Origin of the sequence: Dorea sp. 210702-DFI.3.125 (assembly GCF_020560945.1) — a bacterium.
Taxonomy (GTDB): Bacteria; Bacillota; Clostridia; order Lachnospirales; family Lachnospiraceae; genus Dorea; species Dorea formicigenerans.
Window position 1 is genome coordinate 162,435 of sequence record NZ_JAJCNF010000002.1, and the last position, 23,374, is coordinate 185,808.

A 23,374-nucleotide genomic window follows, 5' to 3' on the forward strand; every position below is an offset into this window, starting at 1 on the left:
TCTTTTTCATATATAATACCCCTAAAGGATAAAGGAGGTAGAAAGTTATGTATTATCCAATGTATTTTGATCCGACCTATGTACTTGTTCTGATCGGTGTAGTCATCTGCATGATTGCATCTGCGAAGATGAATTCAACATTTAATAAATATTCCAGAGTGAGAAGTCATTCTGGTATGACAGGAAGAGAGGCTGCGGAGACAATCCTGAGGAGAGCTGGTATCTATGATGTCCGGGTTGAGAGGATATCCGGTAATCTGACAGACCATTATGACCCGAGAGGAAAAGTACTCCGGCTTTCTGATGCGACTTATGGACAGACATCGGTGGCAGCTGTCGGAGTAGCAGCACATGAGTGCGGACACGCAATCCAGCATCAGGTGGAATATGCACCGCTACAGATTCGTGGTGCACTTGTTCCGGCTGCCAATTTTGGAAGTACCATTGCGTGGCCGCTGATTCTTCTGGGATTGTTCTTTAATTCCCAGATGTCCCAAGTGTTACTGAATCTTGGTATTCTGGCATTTTCACTGGCAGTGTTATTTCAGATCATAACACTTCCGGTAGAATTCAATGCTTCCAGAAGAGCGATAAAGATTCTGGGTGAGAGCAATCTATTATATCCGGATGAACTTTCCGGAACCAAAAAGGTACTGACGGCAGCAGCACTTACTTATGTTGCAGGTGCAGCTTCTGCAATCCTTCAGCTTTTGCGAATCCTGATTCTGACAGGTGGCAGAAGAGACGACTAGACATTGAAGAGATTAGTTAAAATGAAGAAGAGTAGTCGTGAAGATGGTGTGATTGAGTGAAGATATAGTTTGATAAAAAGGAAATGAGGATAGACACATGGCAACGCAGGTAAATGTAAGGGAAATCATACTGGAGACGCTGCTCTTAATTACAAGAGACGGGGAGTACAGTCATATAGCCCTGAAAAATGTTCTTGATAAATATCAGTATTTGGAAAAACGAGAGCGTGCATTCATCACGAGAGTGGTGGAGGGCACGCTTGAGCGTCAGATAGAGATTGATTATATCATCAATCAATTTTCAAAAGTAAAAGTGAACAAACAGAAACCAGTGATCCGCACAATTTTAAGAAGTTCGGTCTACCAGTTAAAATATATGGATCACGTACCGGACAGTGCGGTGTGTAATGAAGCGGTAAAACTTGCAGGAAAAAAAGGATTTGTGAATCTAAAAGGATTTGTAAATGGAGTCCTTCGTAATATCAGCAGAAATCTGGACATGGTTTCATATCCGGATCCTTCCAATGAGATTGCCTGTCTTTCCGTGAGATATTCTCTGCCAATGTGGATGGTAGAAAAGTGGATCTCGGTATATGGAAAAGAGACAGTAGAGAAGATGGGAAAAGCATTTCTTGAAGAGCGCCCAGTGACAGTCAGACGTAATACAGCTGTTGTTTCAAAGGAAGAATTTGAAAAAGAACTGGAAAAAGATGGTGTGGTCTATCGCAGACACCCGGTACTTCCTTATGCATATGAACTGACCAATTATGATTATCTGGCAGGACTTCTGGCATTTCAGAAAGGATATTTCTATATCCAGGATATCAGTTCCATGCAGGTGGCCGAATGGGCAGAACCGAAAGAAGGAGATTATGTGATCGATGTCTGTGCAGCACCGGGAGGAAAAGCAATTCACCTTGCGGAAAAGTTGTCTGGAACCGGGCATGTGGAAGCAAGAGATCTGACAGAATACAAGGTTGCGTTGATTGAAGAGAATATTGAAAGAAGTGGACTTGATAACATAGAGGCTGTATGCCAGGATGCGACGATCAATGATGAGGCGTCTTATGAAAAAGCAGATATTCTAATTGCAGATCTTCCGTGTTCAGGACTTGGAATTCTTGGTAAAAAACCAGACTTGAAGAGTAAAATGACAGTAGAGATGGCGAAAGGACTTGCAGACTTACAGAGACAGATTTTGACAGTTGTCCATAATTATGTAAAACCAGGAGGAAAACTTCTGTACAGCACTTGTACAATTAATCGGGAAGAAAATGAGGATAACACGGCATGGTTTGTGGAAAACTTTCCGGAATTTGAAAAAATCCGGGAAAAACAGATGCTGCCGGGAAGCGATATGGGGGATGGATTCTATATTGCTGAATTTAGAAAACAATAGATTGGAGCAAGGTCATGGAGAAAAAAGACATCGTATCTTATAACTATGATGAATTACAAGATGAGATAAAGAGCATCGGAGAAAAACCGTTCCGTGCAAAACAAATTTATGCATGGCTTCATGAAAAACTGGCAGAAGAATTCGATGAGATGACAAACTTGTCGAAAGCACTTCGGGAAAAACTTGATCAGGCGTATGAAATCCGTAAAGTGAAAGTGGTCGCCCATCAGATCTCCAAGGTGGATCCGACAGAAAAATTTTTGTTTGAGCTGGAGGACGGGAACCGTATCGAAAGCGTTCTTATGAAATATAACTATGGCAATTCGGTATGCATTTCCTCACAGGTCGGATGCAGGATGGGGTGCAGATTCTGTGCGTCTACACTGGATGGGCTTGAGAGAAATCTGACAACTTCTGAGATGTTAAGACAGATTTATCAGATCCAGAAGATGACAGGCGAAAGAGTATCCAATGTTGTTGTTATGGGAACAGGAGAGCCTTTGGATAATTACGATAACTTTGTAAAATTTATACATATGCTTAGTGATGAACATGGGTTGAATATCAGCCAGAGAAGTATTACCGCCTCCACTTGTGGAATTGTACCCAATATTCACAGACTGGCAGGGGAAGGACTTCAGATTACTCTTGCATTGTCGCTGCATGGTTCCAGTCAGGAAAAGCGTAAAAAACTGATGCCGATCGCGAATAAATACGAACTTTCAGAAGTACTGGAAGCCTGTGATGATTATTACAAGCAGACCGGGCGGAGAGTGACCTTTGAATATAGTCTGGTGGCAGGCGTGAATGATGGACCGGACGATGTAAAAGAACTGACCGGGATATTGAAACACCGTAACTGTCATCTGAATTTGATTCCGGTAAATCCAATTAAGGAGAGGGATTTCAAAAAGCCAGATAGCAAAAAAGCTATGGAATTTCAAAATAAACTTGAAAAAAACGGAATAAATGTTACTATTAGAAGGGAAAGAGGCTCTGATATTGACGGAGCCTGTGGACAGCTCAGAAGACGATATGGTGCTGTAAAAGAGGAGAGACCAGATGAAGATATATGCGAAGACTGATGTGGGTCGAAAACGTGAGATGAATCAGGATTATGTCTATGTGACAGATAAGCCGGTAGGTCCTTTTCCGAATCTGCTTGTAGTAGCAGACGGAATGGGAGGACATAAAGCGGGTGATTTTGCGTCAAAATATACCGTGAAGGTTGTCCATGAAGAACTGGAAAAGACAGAACTTGATAAACCGGAAGAAATCTTGAAGAGTATTGTGTCTGTAGCAAATCATAAGCTGATACAGGCAGCACAGTCTGATGTGAAGTTAGAAGGTATGGGAACGACACTCGTAATAGCTACTGTAATAGGGAATACTTTATATTTTTCGAATGTCGGAGATAGTCGTCTTTATCTGATTGGTGATAAGATAAAACAGTTGTCCAAGGATCATTCTCTTGTTGAAGAGATGGTTCGTCTGGGAGGTATAAAAGCAGAAGAAGCTAAGAATCATCCGGATAAGAATATTATTACAAGAGCCATGGGGGTCAAGGAAGAAGTAGAGGCTGATATTTATGAATATCGGCTGAAAAAGGGGGATATGATCCTGATGTGTACCGATGGTCTCAGTAATATGGTTGAAGATGAGGATATGTTTGATATTGTAAAGGGAGCGAGAGACATCGTCGAGGCAGTACAGATGTTGATCGAAAAAGCAAACAGCAATGGCGGGAGAGATAACATAGGGGTTGTTTTAGCTGAGCCGCTTGCAGATGAGGTGAGTGCATGGTAAAAGATGGTATTGTATTAGGAAAGAGATACGAGGTACTGAGCAAAATTGGTGCCGGTGGTATGGCAGATGTCTATAAGGGAAAAGACACAATGCTGAACCGTTATGTCGCGATCAAAGTATTGAAAAAAGAATATCGCGAAGACGAGAATTTTGTCCGTAAATTCCATTCAGAAGCGCAGGCAGCCGCAGGACTTCTGAATCCGAATATCGTAAATGTGTATGATGTCGGAGAGGACCGGGGACTTTATTATATGGTGATGGAACTGGTAGAGGGCATCACTTTAAAAGAATATATTGAAAAGAAGGGAAAGCTTTCCCATAAAGAAGTCATTAGCATTGCAATTCAGATGTGCAATGGTATCGGGGCAGCACATGCGGCAGGTATCGTACATCGTGATATTAAACCTCAGAATGTTATGATATCCAGAGATGGTAAGGTCAAAGTGACTGATTTTGGGATTGCCAAGGCTGTTACTTCTAATACGATCAGTTCCAATGCAATGGGATCTGTTCATTATACATCTCCGGAACAGGCAAGAGGCGGCTATAGTGATGCGAAGAGTGACATTTATTCAATTGGTATCACACTATATGAGATGGTAACCGGAAGAGTACCATTTGACGGAGAGTCAACAGTGGAAGTTGCTATGAAGCATTTGCAGCAGGAAATCACACCTCCGTCAGAGTATGCACCGGATATTCCGTACAGTCTGGAGCAGATTATTTTAAAATGTACCCAGAAGAACAGTGAGAGACGTTATGCAAGTACAGCAGATCTGACAAGAGATCTGAAGAGATCTATGATGGATCCGGACGGGGATTTTGTTGAAATTCCGCCACTTCGTAATGCAGATACAGTGATTATCACAGATGATGAACTGGATGATATCAGAAGTTCTTATGACGACTATGATGATGATTACGGAGATGACGATGATTATGGCGCCGATGACTATGACGATGATTATGGTGATGACCGTTATGATGATGACGACGAAGAGTACGATGATGACGATTATGATGGCAGAAAAGGCGCAGAAGAAGTTAATCCACATATGAACAAGGTCATGAAGATTCTAATGATCGTAGTGGCACTGATCATTGCATTTATTTTGATTTTTGCAGTCGGAAAAGCAGCAGGAATTTTTAAATCTATTGGATCCGGAACAACAACAGAAGATTCATCAGACAAAGATACAGTAAAAGTACCTGATATTGTCGGAATGACAGAAGAAGAAGCAACAAAAGCACTGAAAGATAAGAAACTTGGAATTAAAGTTGACTCTAGAGAAGATTCTGAGAAGTATGAGGAAGGAACAGTCAGTGAGCAGAAGACAAAAGCCGAAACAAAGGTAAAGAAACATTCAACCGTTCATGTAGTTGTAAGTTCCGCATTAATTGGAAAAGAGATTATTGTGCCGGATGTATCTGGCATGAGTGAGGATGAAGCTCAGAAAAAATTGACAGATGCAGGATTTAAACCTATTTCAGAATTTCAGTATGATGATAATGTAGCTGAAGGTAATGTAATCAGTACAACACCTGCAGCAAATTCCAAGGCAGCAAAAGACACGCAGGTTAAGATGATTGTAAGTAAGGGAGCTCAGAAGAAGACAGTACCGGATGTGCGTGGAAAATCTGAAGCAGATGCCAGAAGTGAGATTCAGGCAGCAGGACTTACTGTAGGATCTACCAGCACCCAGCATGATGACAGTGTAGCAAAGGGAAATGTTATTTCTCAGAGCGTGACACCTGGTAAAAAAGTATCAGCCGGAACAGCCGTCAATCTGGTACTTAGCAGTGGCAGCGATAAGGTAAGTATCCAGAACTTTGCAGGAAAAGATGAGGAAGAACTTCTGTCATGGGCATCTCAGAACGGTTTGAATGCAAGTAAGCAGAAAGATGAATACAGCAGTAACTATGAAGAGGGAACAATCATTTCTATGAGCCCGGCTTCAGGAAGTGTATCGAAAGGCAGCACGATCACTTATGTGTTAAGCCGTGGACCGAAACCGTCTGATAACACGAATACTGGTGGAAATACGGACAATGGCAACAGCGGCAGTGGAAGTGGAAGTGACAGCGGTCAGCAATAGGATATAGAAAAAGATGCAGGGAAAGATAGTAAAAGGAATTGCCGGATTCTACTACGTTCATGTAGTAGAATCCGGTGTTTATGAATGTAAAGCGAAAGGAATCTTTCGCAAGGATAAGAAAAAACCACTGGTAGGCGATGACGTAGAAATCGAAGTTTTAAGTGAAGTGGAAAAGACTGGAAGTATTATAAACATTTTTGAGAGAAAGAATGAATTGATCCGACCAGCAGTTGCTAATATTGACCAGGCACTGGTCGTATTTGCAGTGGCAAAGCCAAGCCCGCATTTTAACCTGCTTGACAGATTTCTTGTTATGATGCAGACGAAAGAGATACCGGTGATTTTGTGCTTTAATAAAGAGGATATTGCTTCTGAAGAAAAATTATCGGAACTGGCGGAAATCTATGAAAAATGTGGGTGCCAGCTTATATTTGTCAGTGCAAAAGAAGAAAAGAATATGGAAACTTTGCGCAGGATGCTGGAAGGTAAGACTACAGCAATTGCTGGTCCTTCCGGGGTCGGAAAGTCGTCAATTATCAATCTTTTAAATCCAAAGGCCAATATGGAAACCGGCAGTATCAGTAGGAAGATTGAACGAGGAAAGCATACGACAAGACATTCAGAATTATTTATGATTGGTGAAGATTCTTATATTATGGATACGCCTGGATTCAGTTCATTATATGTGAATGATTTTGAAAAAGAAGAGCTGAAATATTATTTTCCGGAGTTTGAGCTATATGAAGGTCAGTGCAGATTTAATGGGTGTGATCATATTCATGAACCAGGTTGTGCTGTGAAAGAAGCCGTCGAAAAAGGAAAGATTCATGCTGTCAGGTATGAAGATTATAAAGAGTTATATGAGGAATTGAAAAATAAGAGGAGGTACTAGTTATGGATTACATTTTAGCGCCGTCAATATTGTCGGCAGATTTTAAAGTTCTTGGAGAGCAGATGAAACTTACAGAGGATAATGGTGCAAAATATCTGCATTTTGATGTTATGGACGGAATGTTCGTGCCAAGCATTTCCTTTGGAATGCCGGTATTAAAATCTATCCACAATGCAACAGACCAGGTTATGGATGCACATCTTATGGTGCAGGAACCAATTCGTTATGTGGAGGCTTTTAAAGAAGCAGGAGCCGATATCGTGACGATTCATCTGGAAGCTTGTGAAGATGTGAACGCTACAATTGCGAAGATTCGTGAGTGTGGAATGAAAGTAGGACTTTCTATCTGCCCGGAAACACCGGTTTCAAAAGTAGAGGATCTGTTAAAAGACATTGATATGTTACTGATCATGAGTGTACATCCGGGATTTGGAGGACAGAAGTTTATTCCGGAATCTCTGGATAAGATTCGTGAGGCGAGAAAAATGATCACAGATCAGGGACTTTCCGTAGATATCCAGGTCGATGGAGGAATCTACCAGACTAATGTCAAAGAAGTACTGGATGCAGGAGCGAATATTATTGTAGCCGGTTCAGCAGTATTTAAAGGAGACCCGGCAGAAAATACAAAAGCGATGATGGAGATTTTGAAGACTTATGAGTAAGAAAATTGTGATTGTAAGTGGTGGAGAGTTAGAGGAATCATTTGTATTATCAGAACTTGAAACACTGGACAGTCAGTTTATTATTGGTGTTGATAAGGGAATGGAATTTCTTTATCATCAAAAGATACTTCCAAGTTATATTGTTGGAGATTTCGACAGTGTAGACCAGAAAATCGGAGACTATTACCGCAATGAGACGAAAGTTCCGATCCGCGAATTTAATCCGGTAAAAGATGCATCAGATACAGAAATCGCAATTCGCCTGGCAATGACACTTGGAGCCAGTGAAATCTATATCCTCGGAGCGACCGGTGGAAGAATCGACCATCTGTGGGCAAATGTACAGACACTCACAATTCCATTTAAAGCGGGGGTTGATGCGGTCATTCTGGATTCCCAGAATAAGATTCGCCTGATCGGCGGCGACACAGTGATCCGTCGCGAGGATGCATATGGACCGTATTTTTCAATATTCCCATTAGGACAGGAGATTTACAGTTTGAGCATTGAAGGTGCGAAATATCCGCTTCATGATCATCAGCTCACACCTTATGACAGTCTGTGTGTCAGCAACCAGTTCGAAGAAGATGAAGTAAAGATTACATTTGGTTCCGGGATTGTAATTCTGATGGAAACCCGGGATAAAAAGTAAACAGACAAAATGATGTTGGGGTCATAAAATATCAGGCAGGATATGTTCTCGAAAAAAGGATATATCCTGCTTTTTTACATAACGGTAAGAATGCAAGGACATTTTTTAATATATAAGTTAGAAAAATCAGGAGGTGTGTATGGTAATAGGAATTATAGAAGATGACAATTTGTTAAGAAAAGCATTAGATACATCATTGCAAAATCAAGGTTATACAACGATTCTTGCCGCTTCAAGAAAAGAAGCAATTAAAAATATAGATAGTTCTGTAGATTTGTTGATTGTAGATATTGGATTACCGGATGGAGATGGAATAAATCTATATCAGGAACTTCAAAAAAATGGAAGAATCCCGGCAATTTTTTTAACTGCAAAAGATGATGAAAAAGATATGTTAAAAGCGTTTGATATAGGAGCAGATGATTATGTGGTCAAACCATTTTCAATAAAGGTATTGTTAAAACGTATGGAAGTTGTTTTGAAGAGAAAATCAAATGAAAATGTTTTTATGTGCGGGCAGGTTATCTTGTATTCGGATAGAAAACAGGTTTTTGTAGGAAAAACAGAAATATCGTTAACACTCAAAGAGTATCAGCTTTTGGAATATTTTATTATGAACCAGAATCAGGTTCTTACAAAAGAGATGATAATGGAAAATATATGGGGAATCGATAGTGAATTCATTGATCCTAACACAATTAGCGTTATGATCAGCAGATTGAAAAAGAAATTAAATGATTCATCGAATGTTATCAGTAATGTATTTGGAATGGGATATAGAATGGGAGATTAGCATGGCTGCAGCAATTTTCACAGTATTTTTAGTAGGTTTCATACTCGGAGGAAGCACTGTATATTTAGTTGAAAATCATTTTAGAACAAAGGAAATGAACAAAATATATAAACTGACCGAATCTTTAATAAATGGCAATGACTTAGATGATTCTGATATAGGGAAGGAAACGCTTTATTCTAAAACAGCCAATCAGTTAATCCGTTTACAGGAAATGTTAGAAGGAAGAAGAAAAGAGGCCGAAAAAAGTCAATATGAGATACAAAAATTGATTTCTGAGATAGCGCATCAACTAAGGACACCGCTGGCGAATATAAAAAATTATACAGAATTGCTGCAAGAGTCATTGGATGAAACGCAAGAAGTATTGAATACAGAATACATGAAAGACTTGCGAACGAGTGAAGAACAATTATGTTTTTTAGTGGAAAGCTTTATAAAAACTGCTCGATTAGAGCAAGGAATCATACAAGTTCACATGCAAAAAGAAAATCTTGTCGAAACAATTCTAAATGCATTAGGGCAAATACAAAAAAAGGCAGAAGATAAAGGTATCTTTTTTCAAGTAGAATTGCCGGAGAAAATCATTTGCGAACATGATAAAAACTGGATGTGTGAGGCATTTTATAATGTGTTTGATAATGAAGTCAAATATAGCAAAAGCAATAGTACGATCGATATCACAATGAAACAAACGGAAATGTTTTATAAAATTCAGATAAGAGATTATGGAATTGGGATAAGAGATGGAGAAGAAAATAAAATTTTTCAAAGATTTTATCGTGGTGAGCAGGCAAGAGGGCAGGAAGGATGTGGAATTGGTTTATATCTTTCCAGAGAGATTGTTTTATTACAAAAAGGGATGATCAAAGCAAAACAAATGAATCCAGGGTTCCTTATAGAGGTGAATCTTCCGATATAGACAATTCATATGCACCTTGTAAGAAGTTTGTAAGATGTACCATGTAAAATAGAGTATGGCTGAAAAAATGCAGCATTTGCGAAAGGGGGTTACAGAAAAGATGGACATAATTAAAGCCATAAATCTTAAAAAATATTATACATCCGATACATATGAAGTGCGTGCTTTAGATGGTGTGTCACTAACAGTAGAAGAGGGCGAATTTATAGCAGTTGTCGGTACGTCTGGATGTGGAAAGACAACACTTATGAACATTTTGGGCGGTCTTGACACTCCGGATTTTGGAGGTGTTTGGATCAGAAATACAAGTTTAAAAGATCTTAACAAGGAAGAAAGAACGATATTCAGAAGAAGAAATATCGGATTTGTATTTCAGCAATATAATTTGATACCTTCTCTTAGCATACGCGAAAATATAGTTCTTCCGATGCGACTGGATGGTAAGAAAATCGATGTGGATTTTTTCAATGAAATTGTAGAAACACTTGGACTAAAAGATAAATTAGAACGTTTCCCATCAACACTGTCTGGTGGGCAGCAACAGCGAGTTTCTATAGCGCGGGCATTATTAACGAAACCGGCAATTGTCCTGGCGGATGAACCGACCGGAAATCTGGATTCTGTTACAAGTATGGAAGTTGTGGGATTACTAAAATCCTGTGCCGCAAGATTCCATCAGACGACATTGATCGTAACTCATCAAGAGGAAGTAGCACAGATGGCAGACAGAGTAATACGTATGTCCGATGGGAAAATCTATACAAGAGATTGTAACGATTGTTAGGAGGGATTACTATGTTTCATAAGAACATTCCAAATAACAATAAAGACATAATCCGATTTCTGGCTAAAAATTTTTCAGGCACAAAAAAGGTGAGAAATACGATTTTATTTTGCTCGGTAGTAATCGGAATTGTTGCGATTACCATGGTATTCGGAATCTCTTTTGGAAAAATACAGGCAGAAGAAATAAAATTAATCAGAGAAAATGGAGCTGCTTCTTCGGGCAGAATAGAAGATGGAACAGAAGAACAATATGCAAAATTAAAACAACTGGATTATATAAAACAAGTTGGGAAAAGTATTTTTGTAGGTGAAGCTACAGATATTTCTAAGAATAATGAAAAAACGATATGCAACGTAGTTTGGGCTGATTCAGAAAGTTGGAACAATTTTTTGAGGCCGGCATATACCAATGTGATTGGGAATTATCCGCAGAAAAAGGAAGAAATTCTATTATCTGAGCGGGCATTGAAAAAACTTGGTATCTCTGAACCGGAACAAGGAATGGAAATAAACTTAGATGTATACAAAGGTGTGTTCGAACATTCGAAAGAAAAATTCGAATTGTGTGGCTGGTATACAGACTCTGGAAATGAATTAGCAATCGGATATATTTCACATGACAAAATTAAAGAGTTGAAACTGGAAAAGGGTCCTTATACTTTACTTTTCAGTCAGAGTGATCATTTAAACAGGAGTAAAACAGAGGAAAAATTATATCAGACATTGCCGATGAAGAGTGCAGATCAGAAGATATACGTTTCTGATACAGCACAATATACTGCTGTTTCTAAATTCGCAGGTGGATATGAGATGGTGATATTAGGAACAATAGGAATTTTGTGTGGAATATATTTCCTTGTACGCAATGTCCTTTGGATATCCATGAGCGAAGATGTTCAAAATCTCGGACTGCTCCACACGATCGGAGCCACAGAAAGACAGATTACAAAAATATACCGGAAACAAATGAGGTTACTCATGTTAAAAGGTTCTGTCTTGGGAAGTTTGATCTCAGCAGTGATTTTAGTTTTAATAATACCGGAACTATTAGGCTTCCATTTTTATCAGGAAATGGGAGGGAATACAATACTTTCCTTTTTCAGGCCGTGGATTCTTTTGATTTCTGTTCTATTTGTAAATGGAATTCTGTGGATAGCATCGGAAGGTGTTATTAGAAAAATAACGACTCTGTCTTGCGTTGAGAGTGCCACTTATGATGGAAATAAGCTTAACAGAAAAATAAAACATCCTGTGGAAATGGTGTTGAAACGTTCTGAAATAGGAGAAATGTTTTATATTGCATGGGGAAATATAACACGACATAAAGCACGATTTATCATTACAAGTATTTCCATATTTTTAGGAGTCCTGTCTTTTATTCTAATGAATGTACTTACAAATGGATGCGATTATAAGCATCTTCTTGAAAAACGTCCTGATTTTTTGCTGGCAGGAGAGTTTAGCGAATTCGGGAAAAGCCAGGGATGTGGGGAAGAATATAAAACCAGAGAAATCGATGTTGATCCTTTACTGACACAGGGAGACGGTGTGGAACTGTTGTATGATAATGATTATGATGAATTTTCACCAATCTCTCAAGAGTTGGAGAAAAAACTACACAAGATAGATGGTATTGATTGGGAAAATTCAAATCTGATTGAAGGAGCTTATGTAACTACGGTTATGTCTAAGAAAGGAATTCGTCCTTATGACGAGGGGCTTTCAGATCTTACAAATGACAATATGGTGGAAGGATTCAGTTGGGATACGGTGCAGATTTTAAATGAAAATCAAATCTTGTCGCTTAAGAAATACGTTCAGGATAATCAACTCAATATTGATTTGAAATCTTTGGAAGAAGGAAATGGTGTGCTGATCATACATGATCATATGCTGACCCCGGAACAGCAAAAACTTGCAGATGAAGCAATTGGCGAACCGGTATACTTTAAAACTTTGCTTTCAAGAGAAGATGCGATTCGTAGAAAAGAACAAAGTAATTCTGAGAATAAAGAGAAACAACAGGAAGACGAATTCCCTCAAAAAGAATCTGAAACATTTCCTCTATGTGGTTATTTAGACAGGCAAAGTGATGATTTCCCGGAAATACATCAATCCTGGCATGGTAGAGAAGGCAGCTTATATTATTTTATCAGTGAGAAAGGCTTTCAAAAGATACCAACTGAGAAAAAGATATTAGCAATGGAATTAACTGCTGATCCGGAAAAAGAACCTTATGTGAAAACACAGATCAGCGAGCTGATATCCGAGGAAAATAAGAAACGATCCGAAATGACAGAAGTATCGATGGATGAAGGAACCGGCGAAGCAGGAGTTTTTGTTATCTGTAAATCAGACCTGATGCAACAAAAAGAAACATATATGAGAGGAAATCGAATTCTCCTAGGTGCTATAAGCATCATATTATTCATTGCGGGATTGACCAATTATTGTAACGTCGTATTTACCGGGATGTACGCTCGGAGAAAAGAATTTGATATTATGAAAAGTATCGGGATGACGGATAAGCAGATGAAATTAATGCTCTTTGGCGAAGGCAGTTATTATTTTATGTGTGTGATGGGATTGTTGTTTACTGCGGGAGTGGTAGTCTTGGTTGGTGTGAAAATTTATATGGAAAATAAATTGTCATATTTTACATTTCATTGGCCGATTCAGATTGCAGTGTGTGTAATGTTATCATTTGCAGCTGTTAATATTTATGGCAACAGCAGGTTGCTTTTCAGACTGCAGATTTATCGATATGATAAAGATAACGGAGGTGATGATTATGGAAATAAAAAATATTATTTTGAAACTTCGCACAGAAAGAGGAATGTCACAAGACGAGCTGGCAGATAAAATCATGGTTACAAGGCAGGCAGTATCACGTTGGGAAAATGGAGCTACAGTTCCAAATACGGATACACTTAAGCTCTTATCGAAAGAATTTGATGTTTCCATCAATACGCTTTTGGGAGAACCCAGAAAGCTGATCTGTCAGTGCTGCGGGATGCCAATTGATGATGATTCCATATTGGGACGTGATAAGGATGGCACATTAAATGAGGAGTATTGTAAATGGTGCTATGCAGATGGAACATACACATATAATGATATGGATGAATTGATTGATGTATGTGTAAAGAATATGGTAAATGAAAATTTTACTGAAGAACAGGCACGCTTTTATCTGAAAGAAATGCTTCCAAAGTTAGATTACTGGAAAAGGTATGATGAACTTAGTGACAATGGGCAGTTTGAAGAGTTTAAAAAGCAATTGATAAATGAAATTAATGATCTGCATATAGACGGACTTCCAAGGGTAGACAAACTAAATGCACTTGTGGGGAAATATGTGAATCTGGAATATACTCTGCCGAATGGACAAAAAGTGAAATTCCTTGATGATGAGAAAACCTACTTGGGTAATCAATTGGAGTCCGAATTCGGAGGAGACAGGTGTTTCGGTATCCTGGCAAGTATGGATTTTATTCTGATATGTACATATGAGAAGGATGGTGAAAATCCGGAGCTTCTGATTTATAAAAAGAGATAATATTAATTGTGGCACTGCATTTGTTCGCCAGAGATGGTTACGAGGCTGTCTCAGTCAGCCAGATAGCAGGATATGACAAAAGGGGCATTGTACCGTCATTACAAAAGCAAAAGAGATATTTTTGATTGTATTGTGGGGCGTATGGAGCAGCAGGATGGTGAACAGGCAACAGAATATGATATGCCACAAGTATTTCCATTATGACGATGGGACCAATCTGTATCAAGAACGAATATAAACGGAAAGGATATGGTAAAAGTCTGCTTGATTATTCGTTGGAGAAAGCTGCAGAGCTAGGCTGCGGTGCATTATGCTTGGAAGGAAATATTGATTTTTATGGGAAGAGTGGATTCAAACCGGCAAGCGAGTATGGTATCCGATATCATGGATTGCCGGAGGGAGAGGATGCATCATTTTTCCTATGTAAGGAACTGATTCCGGGTTATCTTGATGGGATTACTGGAGAGTATGCCACACCAGAAGGCTATCTTGTAGATGAGCAGGAAGCAGAAGAGTTTGATAAGCAGTTCCCATATAAAGAGAAAAAGTGAGGATGACGATTTAGTAATTGTTAAACCGGATTACGATGAAGATTGTTATGGGTTGATTCAGAAAGTAAGTATGCTTGAACATAACAGAGAAGCGGTATGGCACGAGTTCTCTGATGTATAAGTTTATTTGGAAGGCTGAGAGCCTTCCTTTTTTCTTATGTCCGCAAATTTTATATCCTTATAATGCCTAAAATGAATATTCACAAAGATAAGATGCTATGGTATAATACAAGATACTGTATTAGGGTTTCTATGAGAGAAGCTGAAATATAGGAAAAGATTTAAAAGGCAAAGAACTTGGCAAGGGAATATCCTAGGAAAGTACGGGATTATACTCGGCCAGATTTGCAGATTGATTTGGAAAGAAAAAACAATGGCCCACTAAATGGCACACTTGCAAAAATAAGTATGCTGAAATCAAAGGATTTATAGGAGGAAATACAAAAATGAAATTAGGAATCGTTATTACGAGACAGGTTTCATAAATGTCCATATAAGTTGTTAAATGCCTTTAAATGCTGATAGCTAGAGCATTTAGCGGATTTTCGACTTGGATAAAACTCTATATAAATTCATGTAATTTTTTGAAAAATGGCCCACTTTGTGGCCCACTAACTTTTGGTCGAAGTCCTAATATGGTAAGAAGAAGCGCTTGTATGAGTGCTTCTTTTTTTTCAAGTATTATAATAAAAATAACAGATGATTAGGTTCCAATATGAATATGTAACTGGAATTTTAAAGGCATAGTATGTTGTACCATCTAATAAATTTTGCTTTCATTTTCGCTCATGACCATGAGACTTTTTCCGCTCAAACTGTATGCTGATGATATATTTCTAGTATCGAACAGAACGTTGTTGTATTATGCTTTGCTTTTAATTGTCACGGCAGTGTTTAAGGGACGGAACAAAGGCCTTGAGTTTATTGGTTTTAAAGAGGTGCGGTGTAGAAGTAAATTATCAATGTAATCGCAAGAAAAAAGCAAGAATCTAAGCATGGAGTTTTTTTAAGATAATGTTAAAATAAATATATCGGTATTGAGAAAGGAGGCAAGTCTATATGCCTAAAACTACACTGATCGATTGTTGTATTAAGAAATATGCTTATCGAGAAGTATCACAAATATATCAGGAATTAGAGATATCAGGGGAAGGCCTGTCACAATCACAGGTTGAATTGATGAGAGAGAAGTATGGTGTAAATAGTTTCTCGCAAAGAAGAAATGATACCATGTTACGACTACTGCGGCGTGCCTTCATCAATCCATTTAATATCATTCTTTTAGTTCTTGGAATCATTTCACTGGCTACAGATGTGGTTCTTGTATCGAATTTTGCCAGAAATGCAACGACTGCGGTTATCATTTTTTCAATGATTTTGATTAGCGGAACAATCCGTTTGGTTCAGGAACTTCGTGCAAAGAATGCATCAAAACAGCTAAACCGGCTGATACATGAAAGCATTACCGTACGGCGTGCGGGAGAAGTGAAAGAGATTCCAGCTGAGGAACTGGTGGTTGGAGATATTGTTCTGCTTGTGGCAGGTGATCGTGTTCCGGCTGATCTGAGACTCACCAAAGTAAGTGATCTCTTTCTCTCCCAGGCAGCGATCACAGGCGAAAGTGCGATCCTGGAAAAAAATGCACAGGCATTGAGTTACAGTAATTCGGAATCCTTGACGCAACTTGAAAATCTTGCATTTATGGCAACAACTGTCATCAGTGGAAAAGGTGAGGGTATTGTGCTTGCAGTCGGAAAAGACACACTATATGGTAGTTTTACGAAAGAAGATCCAGATGAAAAACAGTCTTTTCAAAAAGGAGCCAACTCTATTGCCTGGGTCATGCTTCGTTTTATTGCAGTATTGATTCCTATTGTATTCATACTATTGCAGATCACAGGTGGAAGGTGGCTGGAATCTTTTGCCTTTGCACTGTCTGTTGCCGTTGGCTTGATGCCGGAAATGCTGCCGATGGTGATCACAGCCTGCCTTGCAAGGGGCAGCCTGAGTATGAGTAAAAAGCAGACAATCATTAAAGACATTAATGCAATGCAAGGATTTGGTAGCATGGATGTGCTCTGCATGGATAAAACAGGAACACTGACCAATGAAAGTATCCTATTGGAATACTATATGGATGTGCTGGGAAACGAAAGTGGGCAGGTATTGGATTTTGCTTTTTTAAATAGTGCTTTCCATTCCGGTGTATGTAATCCAATTGATAATGCAATTCTTGCCTGCCAGACGATGCCTGGGCATGAACAGCATTTTTCTGATCTTCTTATGCGGTATCAGAAAGAGGATGAAATTCCATTTGATTATTCCCGCAAATTTGTTAGTACACTGGTGACAGATAAAAATGGAGATTGCCAGCTTATTATGAAGGGTAATATTTCCCAGATTGTGTCTCGGTGCAGTCATGTGGAATTTCGTGGCGAAATCCTACCGATGGAAAAAAACGGGATGCAGAGTGTTGCTTCTGTAGTGGATGAGATGCTGCAGGATGGAATGAAAGTGATTGCTGTTGCACGGAAAAAGATTGAGAAACAGGATCAGATCATACCGACAGACGAAAACAATATGATCCTGATGGGATATCTTGCATTCTTTGATGCACCGAAAAAGACAGCAAAGACATCTGTGGAGGCTCTGAAAAGACTGCAGGTAACACCGAAAATACTGACAGGTGATCAGGCTGATGTGGCAGCATCTATTTGCCGAAGGGTCAAAATCCCGTCAGAAATCATATTGACTGGTGCAGATTTGGATCAGATGACGGACGATGAACTCGGCAAAACAGTAGAAAATATTCATGTATTTGCAGAATTAACACCAGGGCAGAAAGTCCGTATTGTTTCTGCTTTAAGGCAAAATGGACATACAGTAGGTTTCTTGGGAGATGGAATCAATGATATCCCGGCTTTTTGTGAATCGAATGTTGGTATTTCAGTAGATACAGCGGTAGATGCAGCGAAAGATGCAGCGGATGTCGTATTGCTTCAAAAGGATTTAGGTGTATTAGAGCAGGGGATTCTGGAAGGGCGTAAAACATTTACAAACATGCTCAAATACATTAAGATTACGGCAAGTTCTAATTTTGGCAATATTTTTTCTGTTGTATGTGCCAGTGCATTCTTACCATTTTTGCCAATGACATCTCTGCAGATTTTATTATTGAATCTGCTGTATGATGTTTTATGTATCATCCTTCCATGGGATAATGTGGATGAGGAAGAAACACTCTCGCCAAGAGACTGGTCCGGAAAGACGCTGGGACGATTTATGTTATTTTTTGGTCCTATTAGTTCGATATTTGATATCGTGACATTTCTGTTTTTGTATTATATTCTCTGTCCATTATTGTGTGGCGATACAACGTATCTGAACATGGTAGATCCAGTGATGCAGTCGCAGTATGTTGCTTTGTTTCAGACAGGATGGTTTTTAGAATCGATGTGGACGCAGGTTTTGATCCTTCATTTTCTTCGGACAAGGAAGATACCATTTGTGCAGAGCAGTCCTTCCATTCCGGTTGTTTGTACGACCTTTGCAGGAATTATTGTCTTTACTTCACTTACTTTTACCAAAAGCGCAGGTGTTATTGGATTGACGAAATTGCCAATCATGTATTTCCTGTTTTTATTTGTTGTAGTCTTACTCTATATGCTTCTGACTACGGTGGTCAAAACTGTTTATCAGAAGAAATATCATGGGCTGATCTGAAAGGAGGGAAACCATCATGAAAAAGAATATCAGTGTTATTTCCATGGATTCTGTCCTGCAGGAATGGCTCCTTCAAAAGCTGATCAAAGAACCACCAGAAAGTGACAGTGCGAAAGAACTGCTTTCTGGTATCTATGATATGGTGAGTGGCGAGATAAATTCATTACTGCTCAGCACTGCAAATAATTCAGAAATTGCATCTCTCAATCTTTCGGATGAGATGAAAATTGGGGAATTAGTAATCAATCCGAAAAGCAGGAGCGTTACTAGAATGGGCCAAGCGGTTTCCCTGACTCCTAAGGAGTTTGATATCCTGTATTTTCTGGCGGAAAACAGAGGAGAAGTATTTACAAAAGAGCAGATCTATAAGGCAGTATGGTCTGAAAATTATCTTTTAGATGACAGTAATATCATGGCATTTATTCGAAAATTGCGAAAGAAGATTGAACCGAATCCGGATGAACCAAAGTTTATACTTACGATTTGGGGGATCGGATATAAATTTAATGATAAGGTGTAAAACAGGCGGGCTGAAAGCAGTCCGCCAAATTTTTTGTAATTTACGCGAACAACGAGCCAAAGTCCGTGCTTGCACGAGGCCTTGGCGACTGTCGCGATAACTATGAGAAACTCGCGGAGTGTGTTTCTCATAGTTCTTGCTAAATCGCAAGGAAATCGCAAGATTTTGGTCATGTGATTCTCCTTGCTTTTTTTGTATTCTGTAAGAGGTCGAAGGGAGGCGGTATGTATGGTATACACAGATTTTGTTTTAAGAATTTCTTTATCCGTGTTGCTTGGATTTTTTATCGGATTGGAAAGGCAGTTGACCGGGCATCCAGCTGGAATACGGATAAATGTTCTGATCTGTATGGGAACCAGTTTTTTTACTTTATTTCCAATGCTTTATGGTTCCGATCAGGTGTTTCGTGTAGGAAGCAGCATTATCTCCGGTGTTGGATTCCTATGCAGTGGTGTGATCTTTAAAGACAGCGGTACGGTAAGAGGAATGAATACAGCAGCAACACTTTGGTGTACAGCGGCAATTGGTATTCTTGCCAGCACAGGAATGTTTATAATGGCAGTTTCTGCAGCAGGCATTTTGATTGGTTCAAATCTGATTCTGCGTCCGCTTGCAAGAAAACTTAATCCGATTGCTGTAGGAGATGAATCTGAAAAAGAATACTGCATCACAGTACTTTGTCAGGAAGATGCAGAACAGGAAATAAGACTTTTACTGATCACTAGCAATTCCAGTAAGACCTTGTATCTGAATCATCTGGAAAGTGGAGATGTTGTGGGGGATAAAGTCGAGATCATAGCGAAGTATTGTTCTGCGGGAAAACCGAAAAGCAATGTTCTGGAAGGTATTGTTGGTCAGGCATTGGAACTTCCGGAAGTAATCAGTGCAGGTTGGGAGGTGTTGTAGTTGAAAAAAATCAAAAGTGAAAGATGGATAATTTTTTTCATTCTTTATATTTTATTCACTGCAGCATGCAGTTGTGTGAGTCTTATATTTCCGGCTCACCAAATTTTGGTGATACAGGTCTGGTATCAAATATCTGTGGTTGTTTGGATTTTTTTAGCAGTTACGATGGTGAAATTGCTTATCAGGCTTCAGAAAATAAATAAGCTCATAACGAGAGGAATCAATGAAAGGAGAAGAAAACCATGAATTTAACCTGTATCTTTTTTGGTATCATTTTCACGATTGCCGGTTTTATGTTTGCATGTGGAAAAGGCCATATTCATTTCTCTTCTTGGAAAAACATGCCGCAGGAAGAGAAAGAGAAGATTAAAATTGTGCCGCTTTGTCGTAACATCGGTGAAGTCATTGCATTAAATGGATTGATTTTTCTGCTAAAAGGTCTATGGACAGGCTTTGAAAATCACTGGTTTGTGACTGCTATGGTTGCATGGTTTATTGTGGCGGGATTTGATCTTTGGTATATCGAGAAAAGTGATCGATATTATAAAAAATAATTGCAAAACAAGGAGGTAAAGACCAATGAATAAGAAAGAAAATCGTATGGCTGTTCGGCAGGCAGCACAGCAAGCTGTGATCCGTGACGAGCAGAACCACCGCATCGAACATGCGGCTACCAATCCGATTAAGGAGGTTTTGAAGAGTCTGCACACAACACTTCGTGGACTGGATGCTGAAAATATAGTGGTAAGTCGGACAAAATATGGAACGAATAAAGTAACGCATGAGAAGAAACAATCCCTTGCGAAACGTCTGGCTGGAGCATTTATCAATCCATTTACAGCAATCCTTTTCTGTCTGGCAGTTGTTTCTACTATGACAGATATGGTTTTTCCATATTTTTCTCTGTTAGGAAGTTCACCGGAAGATTTTGATCCATTAACAGTGGTGATTATTCTGACCATGGTTATGATCTCCGGTACGCTTCGTTTTGTACAGGAATCCAGAAGTGGAAATGCAGCAGAAAAACTGTTATCCATGATCACAACTACTTGCACCGTCACAAGAAGAGAACAGGAAAAAATTGAGATTCCTATGGACGATCTGGTTGTAGGAGATATCGTACATCTTTCAGCAGGAGACATGATCCCAGCAGATGTCCGTATTCTGGATGCCAAAGACTTATTTATCAGTCAGGCAAGCTTAACAGGTGAAAGCGAACCGGTGGAAAAGACACCGAAGGTATGTGCACAGAAAGAAAGCATCACCGATTACAGCAATATTGCTTTTATGGGAAGCAATGTAATTTCCGGAAGTGCAACGGCAGTGGTTGTCTGCACGGGAGACCGCACTTTGTTTGGTTCCATGGCATCTGCGATTGCAGGTGAAGCAGTGGAGACAAGCTTTACCAAAGGCGTGAATGCAGTGTCATGGGTTCTGATCCGGTTTATGCTGGTCATGGTTCCGCTGGTATTTTTTATCAATGGTATCACAAAGGGAGACTGGCTGGATGCCTTTCTGTTCGGTATTTCCGTGGCTGTCGGACTGACTCCGGAGATGCTGCCGATGATCGTAACAACCTGTCTTGCAAAAGGTGCCGTTTCCATGAGTAAAAAGCAGACGATTGTTAAGAATCTGAATTCTATCCAGAATTTCGGTGCCATTGACATTCTCTGTACAGATAAAACAGGAACACTGACACAGGATAAGGTTGTGTTGGAATATCACCTGAATGTGAATGGAGAAGATGATACAAGAGTACTGCGCCATGCATACTTAAACAGCTACTTCCAGACCGGTTATAAGAACCTGATGGATCTGGCGATCATTCACAGAACAGAGGAAGAAGAGGCGGCAGATCCAAAGCTCCTCGATTTGTCTGAAAATTATGTGAAGGTAGATGAGATTCCATTTGATTTTACACGTCGTCGTCTGACTACGGTAGTACAGGATAAAAAGGGAAAGACACAGATGGTAACAAAGGGAGCTGTAGAAGAAATGCTCTCCATCTGTTCTTTTGCTGAGTGCGATGGTACTGTGCAGCCACTTACAGAAGAGGTTCGTGGGCGTATTCTGAAAACAGTAGACGAACTGAATGACAAAGGATTCCGTGTGCTTGCCATTGCACAAAAAAGCAATCCTTCTCCGGTGGGTGCATTTGGTATAAAAGATGAGTGTGAGATGGTACTAATTGGATATCTGGCATTTCTTGATCCACCAAAGGAGTCTACTGCAGATGCAATTCGGGCATTGAAAGCACACGGCGTAATAACAAAGATTTTGACAGGTGATAATGATAAGGTAACACGTACAATCTGCAAGCAGGTAGGACTTGAAGTACGCAACATGCTTCTGGGTTCTGATCTGGATCATATGACAGATGGCCAGCTTGCAAAAGCAGTAGAGACAACAGAGGTATTTGCAAAGCTTACACCGGATCAGAAAGCACGCGTGGTTTCAGTTCTCAGAGAAAACGGTCATACCGTAGGATTCATGGGTGATGGAATCAACGATGCCGCTGCAATGAAAGCTGCCGATATTGGAATCTCTGTAGATACTGCAGTAGATGTGGCAAAAGAATCCGCAGATATCATCCTGCTGGAAAAAGATCTGATGGTTCTGGAAGAAGGAATCATAGAAGGACGTAAAACTTATGCTAATATGATCAAATATATCAAGATGACGGCCTCATCTAACTTTGGAAATATGTTCTCTGTATTAGCTGCTTCGGCACTGTTACCTTTCCTCCCGATGATGAGTGTACATCTGATTTTCCTGAATCTGATCTATGATCTGTCCTGTACAGCAATTCCATGGGATAACGTAGACGAAGAGTTTATTGCAAAACCACGTAAATGGGATGCTTCCAGTGTGGGTAGCTTTATGATCTGGATTGGACCTACAAGTTCGATTTTTGATTTTACAACTTATATATTCATGTACTTTGTATTCTGCCCGTTATTTGTATCAAAAGGCATTTTATTCAATGATCTGGCAGCCCATTACAGCGGTGTAGAGCTTGCTACTATGCAGGCACGTTATATCGGAATGTTCCAGGCTGGATGGTTTGTGGAATCTATGTGGAGCCAGACATTAGTCATTCACATGATTCGCACACCAAAGCTTCCGTTTATCCAGAGCCGTGCATCAGCACCGGTAACATTGCTTACCATGACAGGTATTGCAGTTCTGACTGTGATTCCGTTCACACCATTTGGAGCTGCACTTGGTCTTGTTGCTTTACCGGCATCATATTTTGCATATCTGATCCCATGTATTCTGCTGTACATGATGCTGGCAACAAGCTTGAAAAAAGCATATGTCCGCTATTATGGCGAACTGCTCTAGGAGGTAG

20 protein-coding genes are annotated in these 23,374 nt (G+C 39.6%); all 20 read left to right on the plus strand.

Annotated elements, in window-relative coordinates; translation table 11 throughout:
• Positions 1-47: 47 nt before the first annotated feature.
• The 20 genes from LI164_RS01855 (at position 48) to mgtA (LI164_RS01950) (ending at position 23,367) form a co-directional block, all read left to right on the plus strand.
• Positions 48-752: a zinc metallopeptidase gene (locus tag LI164_RS01855; protein WP_227086664.1), complete on the plus strand. Its 705-nt coding sequence runs from the start codon at positions 48-50 to the stop codon at positions 750-752.
• 97 nt (positions 753-849) lie between these two features.
• Positions 850-2,151 carry a 16S rRNA (cytosine(967)-C(5))-methyltransferase RsmB gene (rsmB, locus tag LI164_RS01860; protein ID WP_227086665.1) on the plus strand — a complete coding sequence of 434 codons (1,302 nt, stop codon included), beginning with the start codon at positions 850-852 and terminating at the stop codon, positions 2,149-2,151.
• Positions 2,152-2,165: 14 nt separating this feature from the next.
• A complete protein-coding gene (gene rlmN, locus LI164_RS01865; RefSeq protein ID WP_005337167.1) occupies positions 2,166-3,236 on the plus strand; it encodes a 23S rRNA (adenine(2503)-C(2))-methyltransferase RlmN in 1,071 nt (356 codons plus the stop codon).
• On the plus strand, positions 3,214-3,957 hold the full coding sequence (locus tag LI164_RS01870) for a Stp1/IreP family PP2C-type Ser/Thr phosphatase (protein ID WP_005334343.1): 744 nt from the start codon (positions 3,214-3,216) through the stop codon (positions 3,955-3,957). Before rlmN ends, LI164_RS01870 begins: the two co-directional genes overlap by 23 nt.
• Positions 3,951-6,053 carry a Stk1 family PASTA domain-containing Ser/Thr kinase gene (gene pknB, locus LI164_RS01875; RefSeq protein ID WP_227086666.1) on the plus strand — a complete coding sequence of 701 codons (2,103 nt, stop codon included), beginning with the start codon at positions 3,951-3,953 and terminating at the stop codon, positions 6,051-6,053. Before LI164_RS01870 ends, pknB begins: the two co-directional genes overlap by 7 nt.
• 13 nt (positions 6,054-6,066) lie before the next feature.
• The gene (gene rsgA / locus LI164_RS01880) at positions 6,067-6,945 is read left to right on the plus strand and encodes a ribosome small subunit-dependent GTPase A (protein ID WP_227086667.1); all 879 of its coding nucleotides are present in this window, start codon (positions 6,067-6,069) and stop codon (positions 6,943-6,945) included.
• A gap of 2 nt (positions 6,946-6,947) precedes the next feature.
• A complete protein-coding gene (rpe, locus tag LI164_RS01885) occupies positions 6,948-7,610 on the plus strand; it encodes a ribulose-phosphate 3-epimerase (protein ID WP_117605658.1) in 663 nt (220 codons plus the stop codon).
• Positions 7,603-8,262 carry a thiamine diphosphokinase gene (locus LI164_RS01890; RefSeq protein WP_227086668.1) on the plus strand — a complete coding sequence of 220 codons (660 nt, stop codon included), beginning with the start codon at positions 7,603-7,605 and terminating at the stop codon, positions 8,260-8,262. The genes rpe and LI164_RS01890 overlap by 8 nt, the downstream gene beginning before the upstream one ends.
• Positions 8,263-8,401: 139 nt before the next feature.
• Entirely contained in the window at positions 8,402-9,055 is a 654-nt protein-coding gene (locus tag LI164_RS01895; RefSeq protein ID WP_118005567.1) for a response regulator transcription factor, read from the plus strand.
• A gap of 1 nt (position 9,056) precedes the next feature.
• Positions 9,057-9,977 carry a sensor histidine kinase KdpD gene (locus tag LI164_RS01900; protein WP_227086669.1) on the plus strand — a complete coding sequence of 307 codons (921 nt, stop codon included), beginning with the start codon at positions 9,057-9,059 and terminating at the stop codon, positions 9,975-9,977.
• A 100-nt stretch (positions 9,978-10,077) separates the two neighbouring features.
• Complete coding sequence (locus LI164_RS01905; protein ID WP_040015683.1) at positions 10,078-10,761, plus strand: ABC transporter ATP-binding protein; 684 nt, start codon at positions 10,078-10,080, stop codon at positions 10,759-10,761.
• Positions 10,762-10,772: 11 nt separating this feature from the next.
• On the plus strand, positions 10,773-13,625 hold the full coding sequence (locus LI164_RS01910; protein ID WP_227086670.1) for an ABC transporter permease: 2,853 nt from the start codon (positions 10,773-10,775) through the stop codon (positions 13,623-13,625).
• Entirely contained in the window at positions 13,555-14,322 is a 768-nt protein-coding gene (locus LI164_RS01915) for a zinc ribbon domain-containing protein (protein ID WP_040015583.1), read from the plus strand. Before LI164_RS01910 ends, LI164_RS01915 begins: the two co-directional genes overlap by 71 nt.
• A gap of 72 nt (positions 14,323-14,394) precedes the next feature.
• The gene (locus tag LI164_RS16475) at positions 14,395-14,526 is read left to right on the plus strand and encodes a TetR family transcriptional regulator (RefSeq protein ID WP_005334325.1); all 132 of its coding nucleotides are present in this window, start codon (positions 14,395-14,397) and stop codon (positions 14,524-14,526) included.
• Positions 14,523-14,873, plus strand: coding sequence for a GNAT family N-acetyltransferase (locus LI164_RS01925; protein ID WP_005334324.1), 351 nt, complete (start codon positions 14,523-14,525; stop codon positions 14,871-14,873). Before LI164_RS16475 ends, LI164_RS01925 begins: the two co-directional genes overlap by 4 nt.
• A 1,059-nt stretch (positions 14,874-15,932) precedes the next feature.
• Positions 15,933-18,596, plus strand: a complete 2,664-nt coding sequence (mgtA, locus tag LI164_RS01930; protein ID WP_227086671.1) for a magnesium-translocating P-type ATPase — start codon at positions 15,933-15,935, stop codon at positions 18,594-18,596.
• Between the two features lie 16 nt (positions 18,597-18,612).
• The gene (locus LI164_RS01935; protein ID WP_021651622.1) at positions 18,613-19,116 is read left to right on the plus strand and encodes a winged helix-turn-helix domain-containing protein; all 504 of its coding nucleotides are present in this window, start codon (positions 18,613-18,615) and stop codon (positions 19,114-19,116) included.
• A 228-nt stretch (positions 19,117-19,344) separates the two neighbouring features.
• A complete protein-coding gene (locus LI164_RS01940; protein ID WP_021651623.1) occupies positions 19,345-20,022 on the plus strand; it encodes an MgtC/SapB family protein in 678 nt (225 codons plus the stop codon).
• Positions 20,023-20,264: 242 nt separating this feature from the next.
• A complete protein-coding gene (locus LI164_RS01945) occupies positions 20,265-20,576 on the plus strand; it encodes a DUF3784 domain-containing protein (RefSeq protein WP_021651625.1) in 312 nt (103 codons plus the stop codon).
• A gap of 25 nt (positions 20,577-20,601) precedes the next feature.
• Positions 20,602-23,367, plus strand: a complete 2,766-nt coding sequence (gene mgtA, locus LI164_RS01950; RefSeq protein WP_055059342.1) for a magnesium-translocating P-type ATPase — start codon at positions 20,602-20,604, stop codon at positions 23,365-23,367.
• Positions 23,368-23,374: the final 7 nt, after the last annotated feature.

Coding starts and splice junctions, on each gene's coding strand:
- LI164_RS01855 (WP_227086664.1), top strand. CDS start 48: ATGTATTATCCAATGTATTTTGATCCGACCTATGTACTTGTTCTGATC.
- rsmB (WP_227086665.1), top strand. CDS start 850: ATGGCAACGCAGGTAAATGTAAGGGAAATCATACTGGAGACGCTGCTC.
- rlmN (WP_005337167.1), top strand. CDS start 2,166: ATGGAGAAAAAAGACATCGTATCTTATAACTATGATGAATTACAAGAT.
- LI164_RS01870 (WP_005334343.1), top strand. CDS start 3,214: ATGAAGATATATGCGAAGACTGATGTGGGTCGAAAACGTGAGATGAAT.
- pknB (WP_227086666.1), top strand. CDS start 3,951: ATGGTAAAAGATGGTATTGTATTAGGAAAGAGATACGAGGTACTGAGC.
- rsgA (WP_227086667.1), top strand. CDS start 6,067: ATGCAGGGAAAGATAGTAAAAGGAATTGCCGGATTCTACTACGTTCAT.
- rpe (WP_117605658.1), top strand. CDS start 6,948: ATGGATTACATTTTAGCGCCGTCAATATTGTCGGCAGATTTTAAAGTT.
- LI164_RS01890 (WP_227086668.1), top strand. CDS start 7,603: ATGAGTAAGAAAATTGTGATTGTAAGTGGTGGAGAGTTAGAGGAATCA.
- LI164_RS01895 (WP_118005567.1), top strand. CDS start 8,402: ATGGTAATAGGAATTATAGAAGATGACAATTTGTTAAGAAAAGCATTA.
- LI164_RS01900 (WP_227086669.1), top strand. CDS start 9,057: ATGGCTGCAGCAATTTTCACAGTATTTTTAGTAGGTTTCATACTCGGA.
- LI164_RS01905 (WP_040015683.1), top strand. CDS start 10,078: ATGGACATAATTAAAGCCATAAATCTTAAAAAATATTATACATCCGAT.
- LI164_RS01910 (WP_227086670.1), top strand. CDS start 10,773: ATGTTTCATAAGAACATTCCAAATAACAATAAAGACATAATCCGATTT.
- LI164_RS01915 (WP_040015583.1), top strand. CDS start 13,555: ATGGAAATAAAAAATATTATTTTGAAACTTCGCACAGAAAGAGGAATG.
- LI164_RS16475 (WP_005334325.1), top strand. CDS start 14,395: ATGACAAAAGGGGCATTGTACCGTCATTACAAAAGCAAAAGAGATATT.
- LI164_RS01925 (WP_005334324.1), top strand. CDS start 14,523: ATGACGATGGGACCAATCTGTATCAAGAACGAATATAAACGGAAAGGA.
- mgtA (WP_227086671.1), top strand. CDS start 15,933: ATGCCTAAAACTACACTGATCGATTGTTGTATTAAGAAATATGCTTAT.
- LI164_RS01935 (WP_021651622.1), top strand. CDS start 18,613: ATGAAAAAGAATATCAGTGTTATTTCCATGGATTCTGTCCTGCAGGAA.
- LI164_RS01940 (WP_021651623.1), top strand. CDS start 19,345: ATGGTATACACAGATTTTGTTTTAAGAATTTCTTTATCCGTGTTGCTT.
- LI164_RS01945 (WP_021651625.1), top strand. CDS start 20,265: ATGAATTTAACCTGTATCTTTTTTGGTATCATTTTCACGATTGCCGGT.
- mgtA (WP_055059342.1), top strand. CDS start 20,602: ATGAATAAGAAAGAAAATCGTATGGCTGTTCGGCAGGCAGCACAGCAA.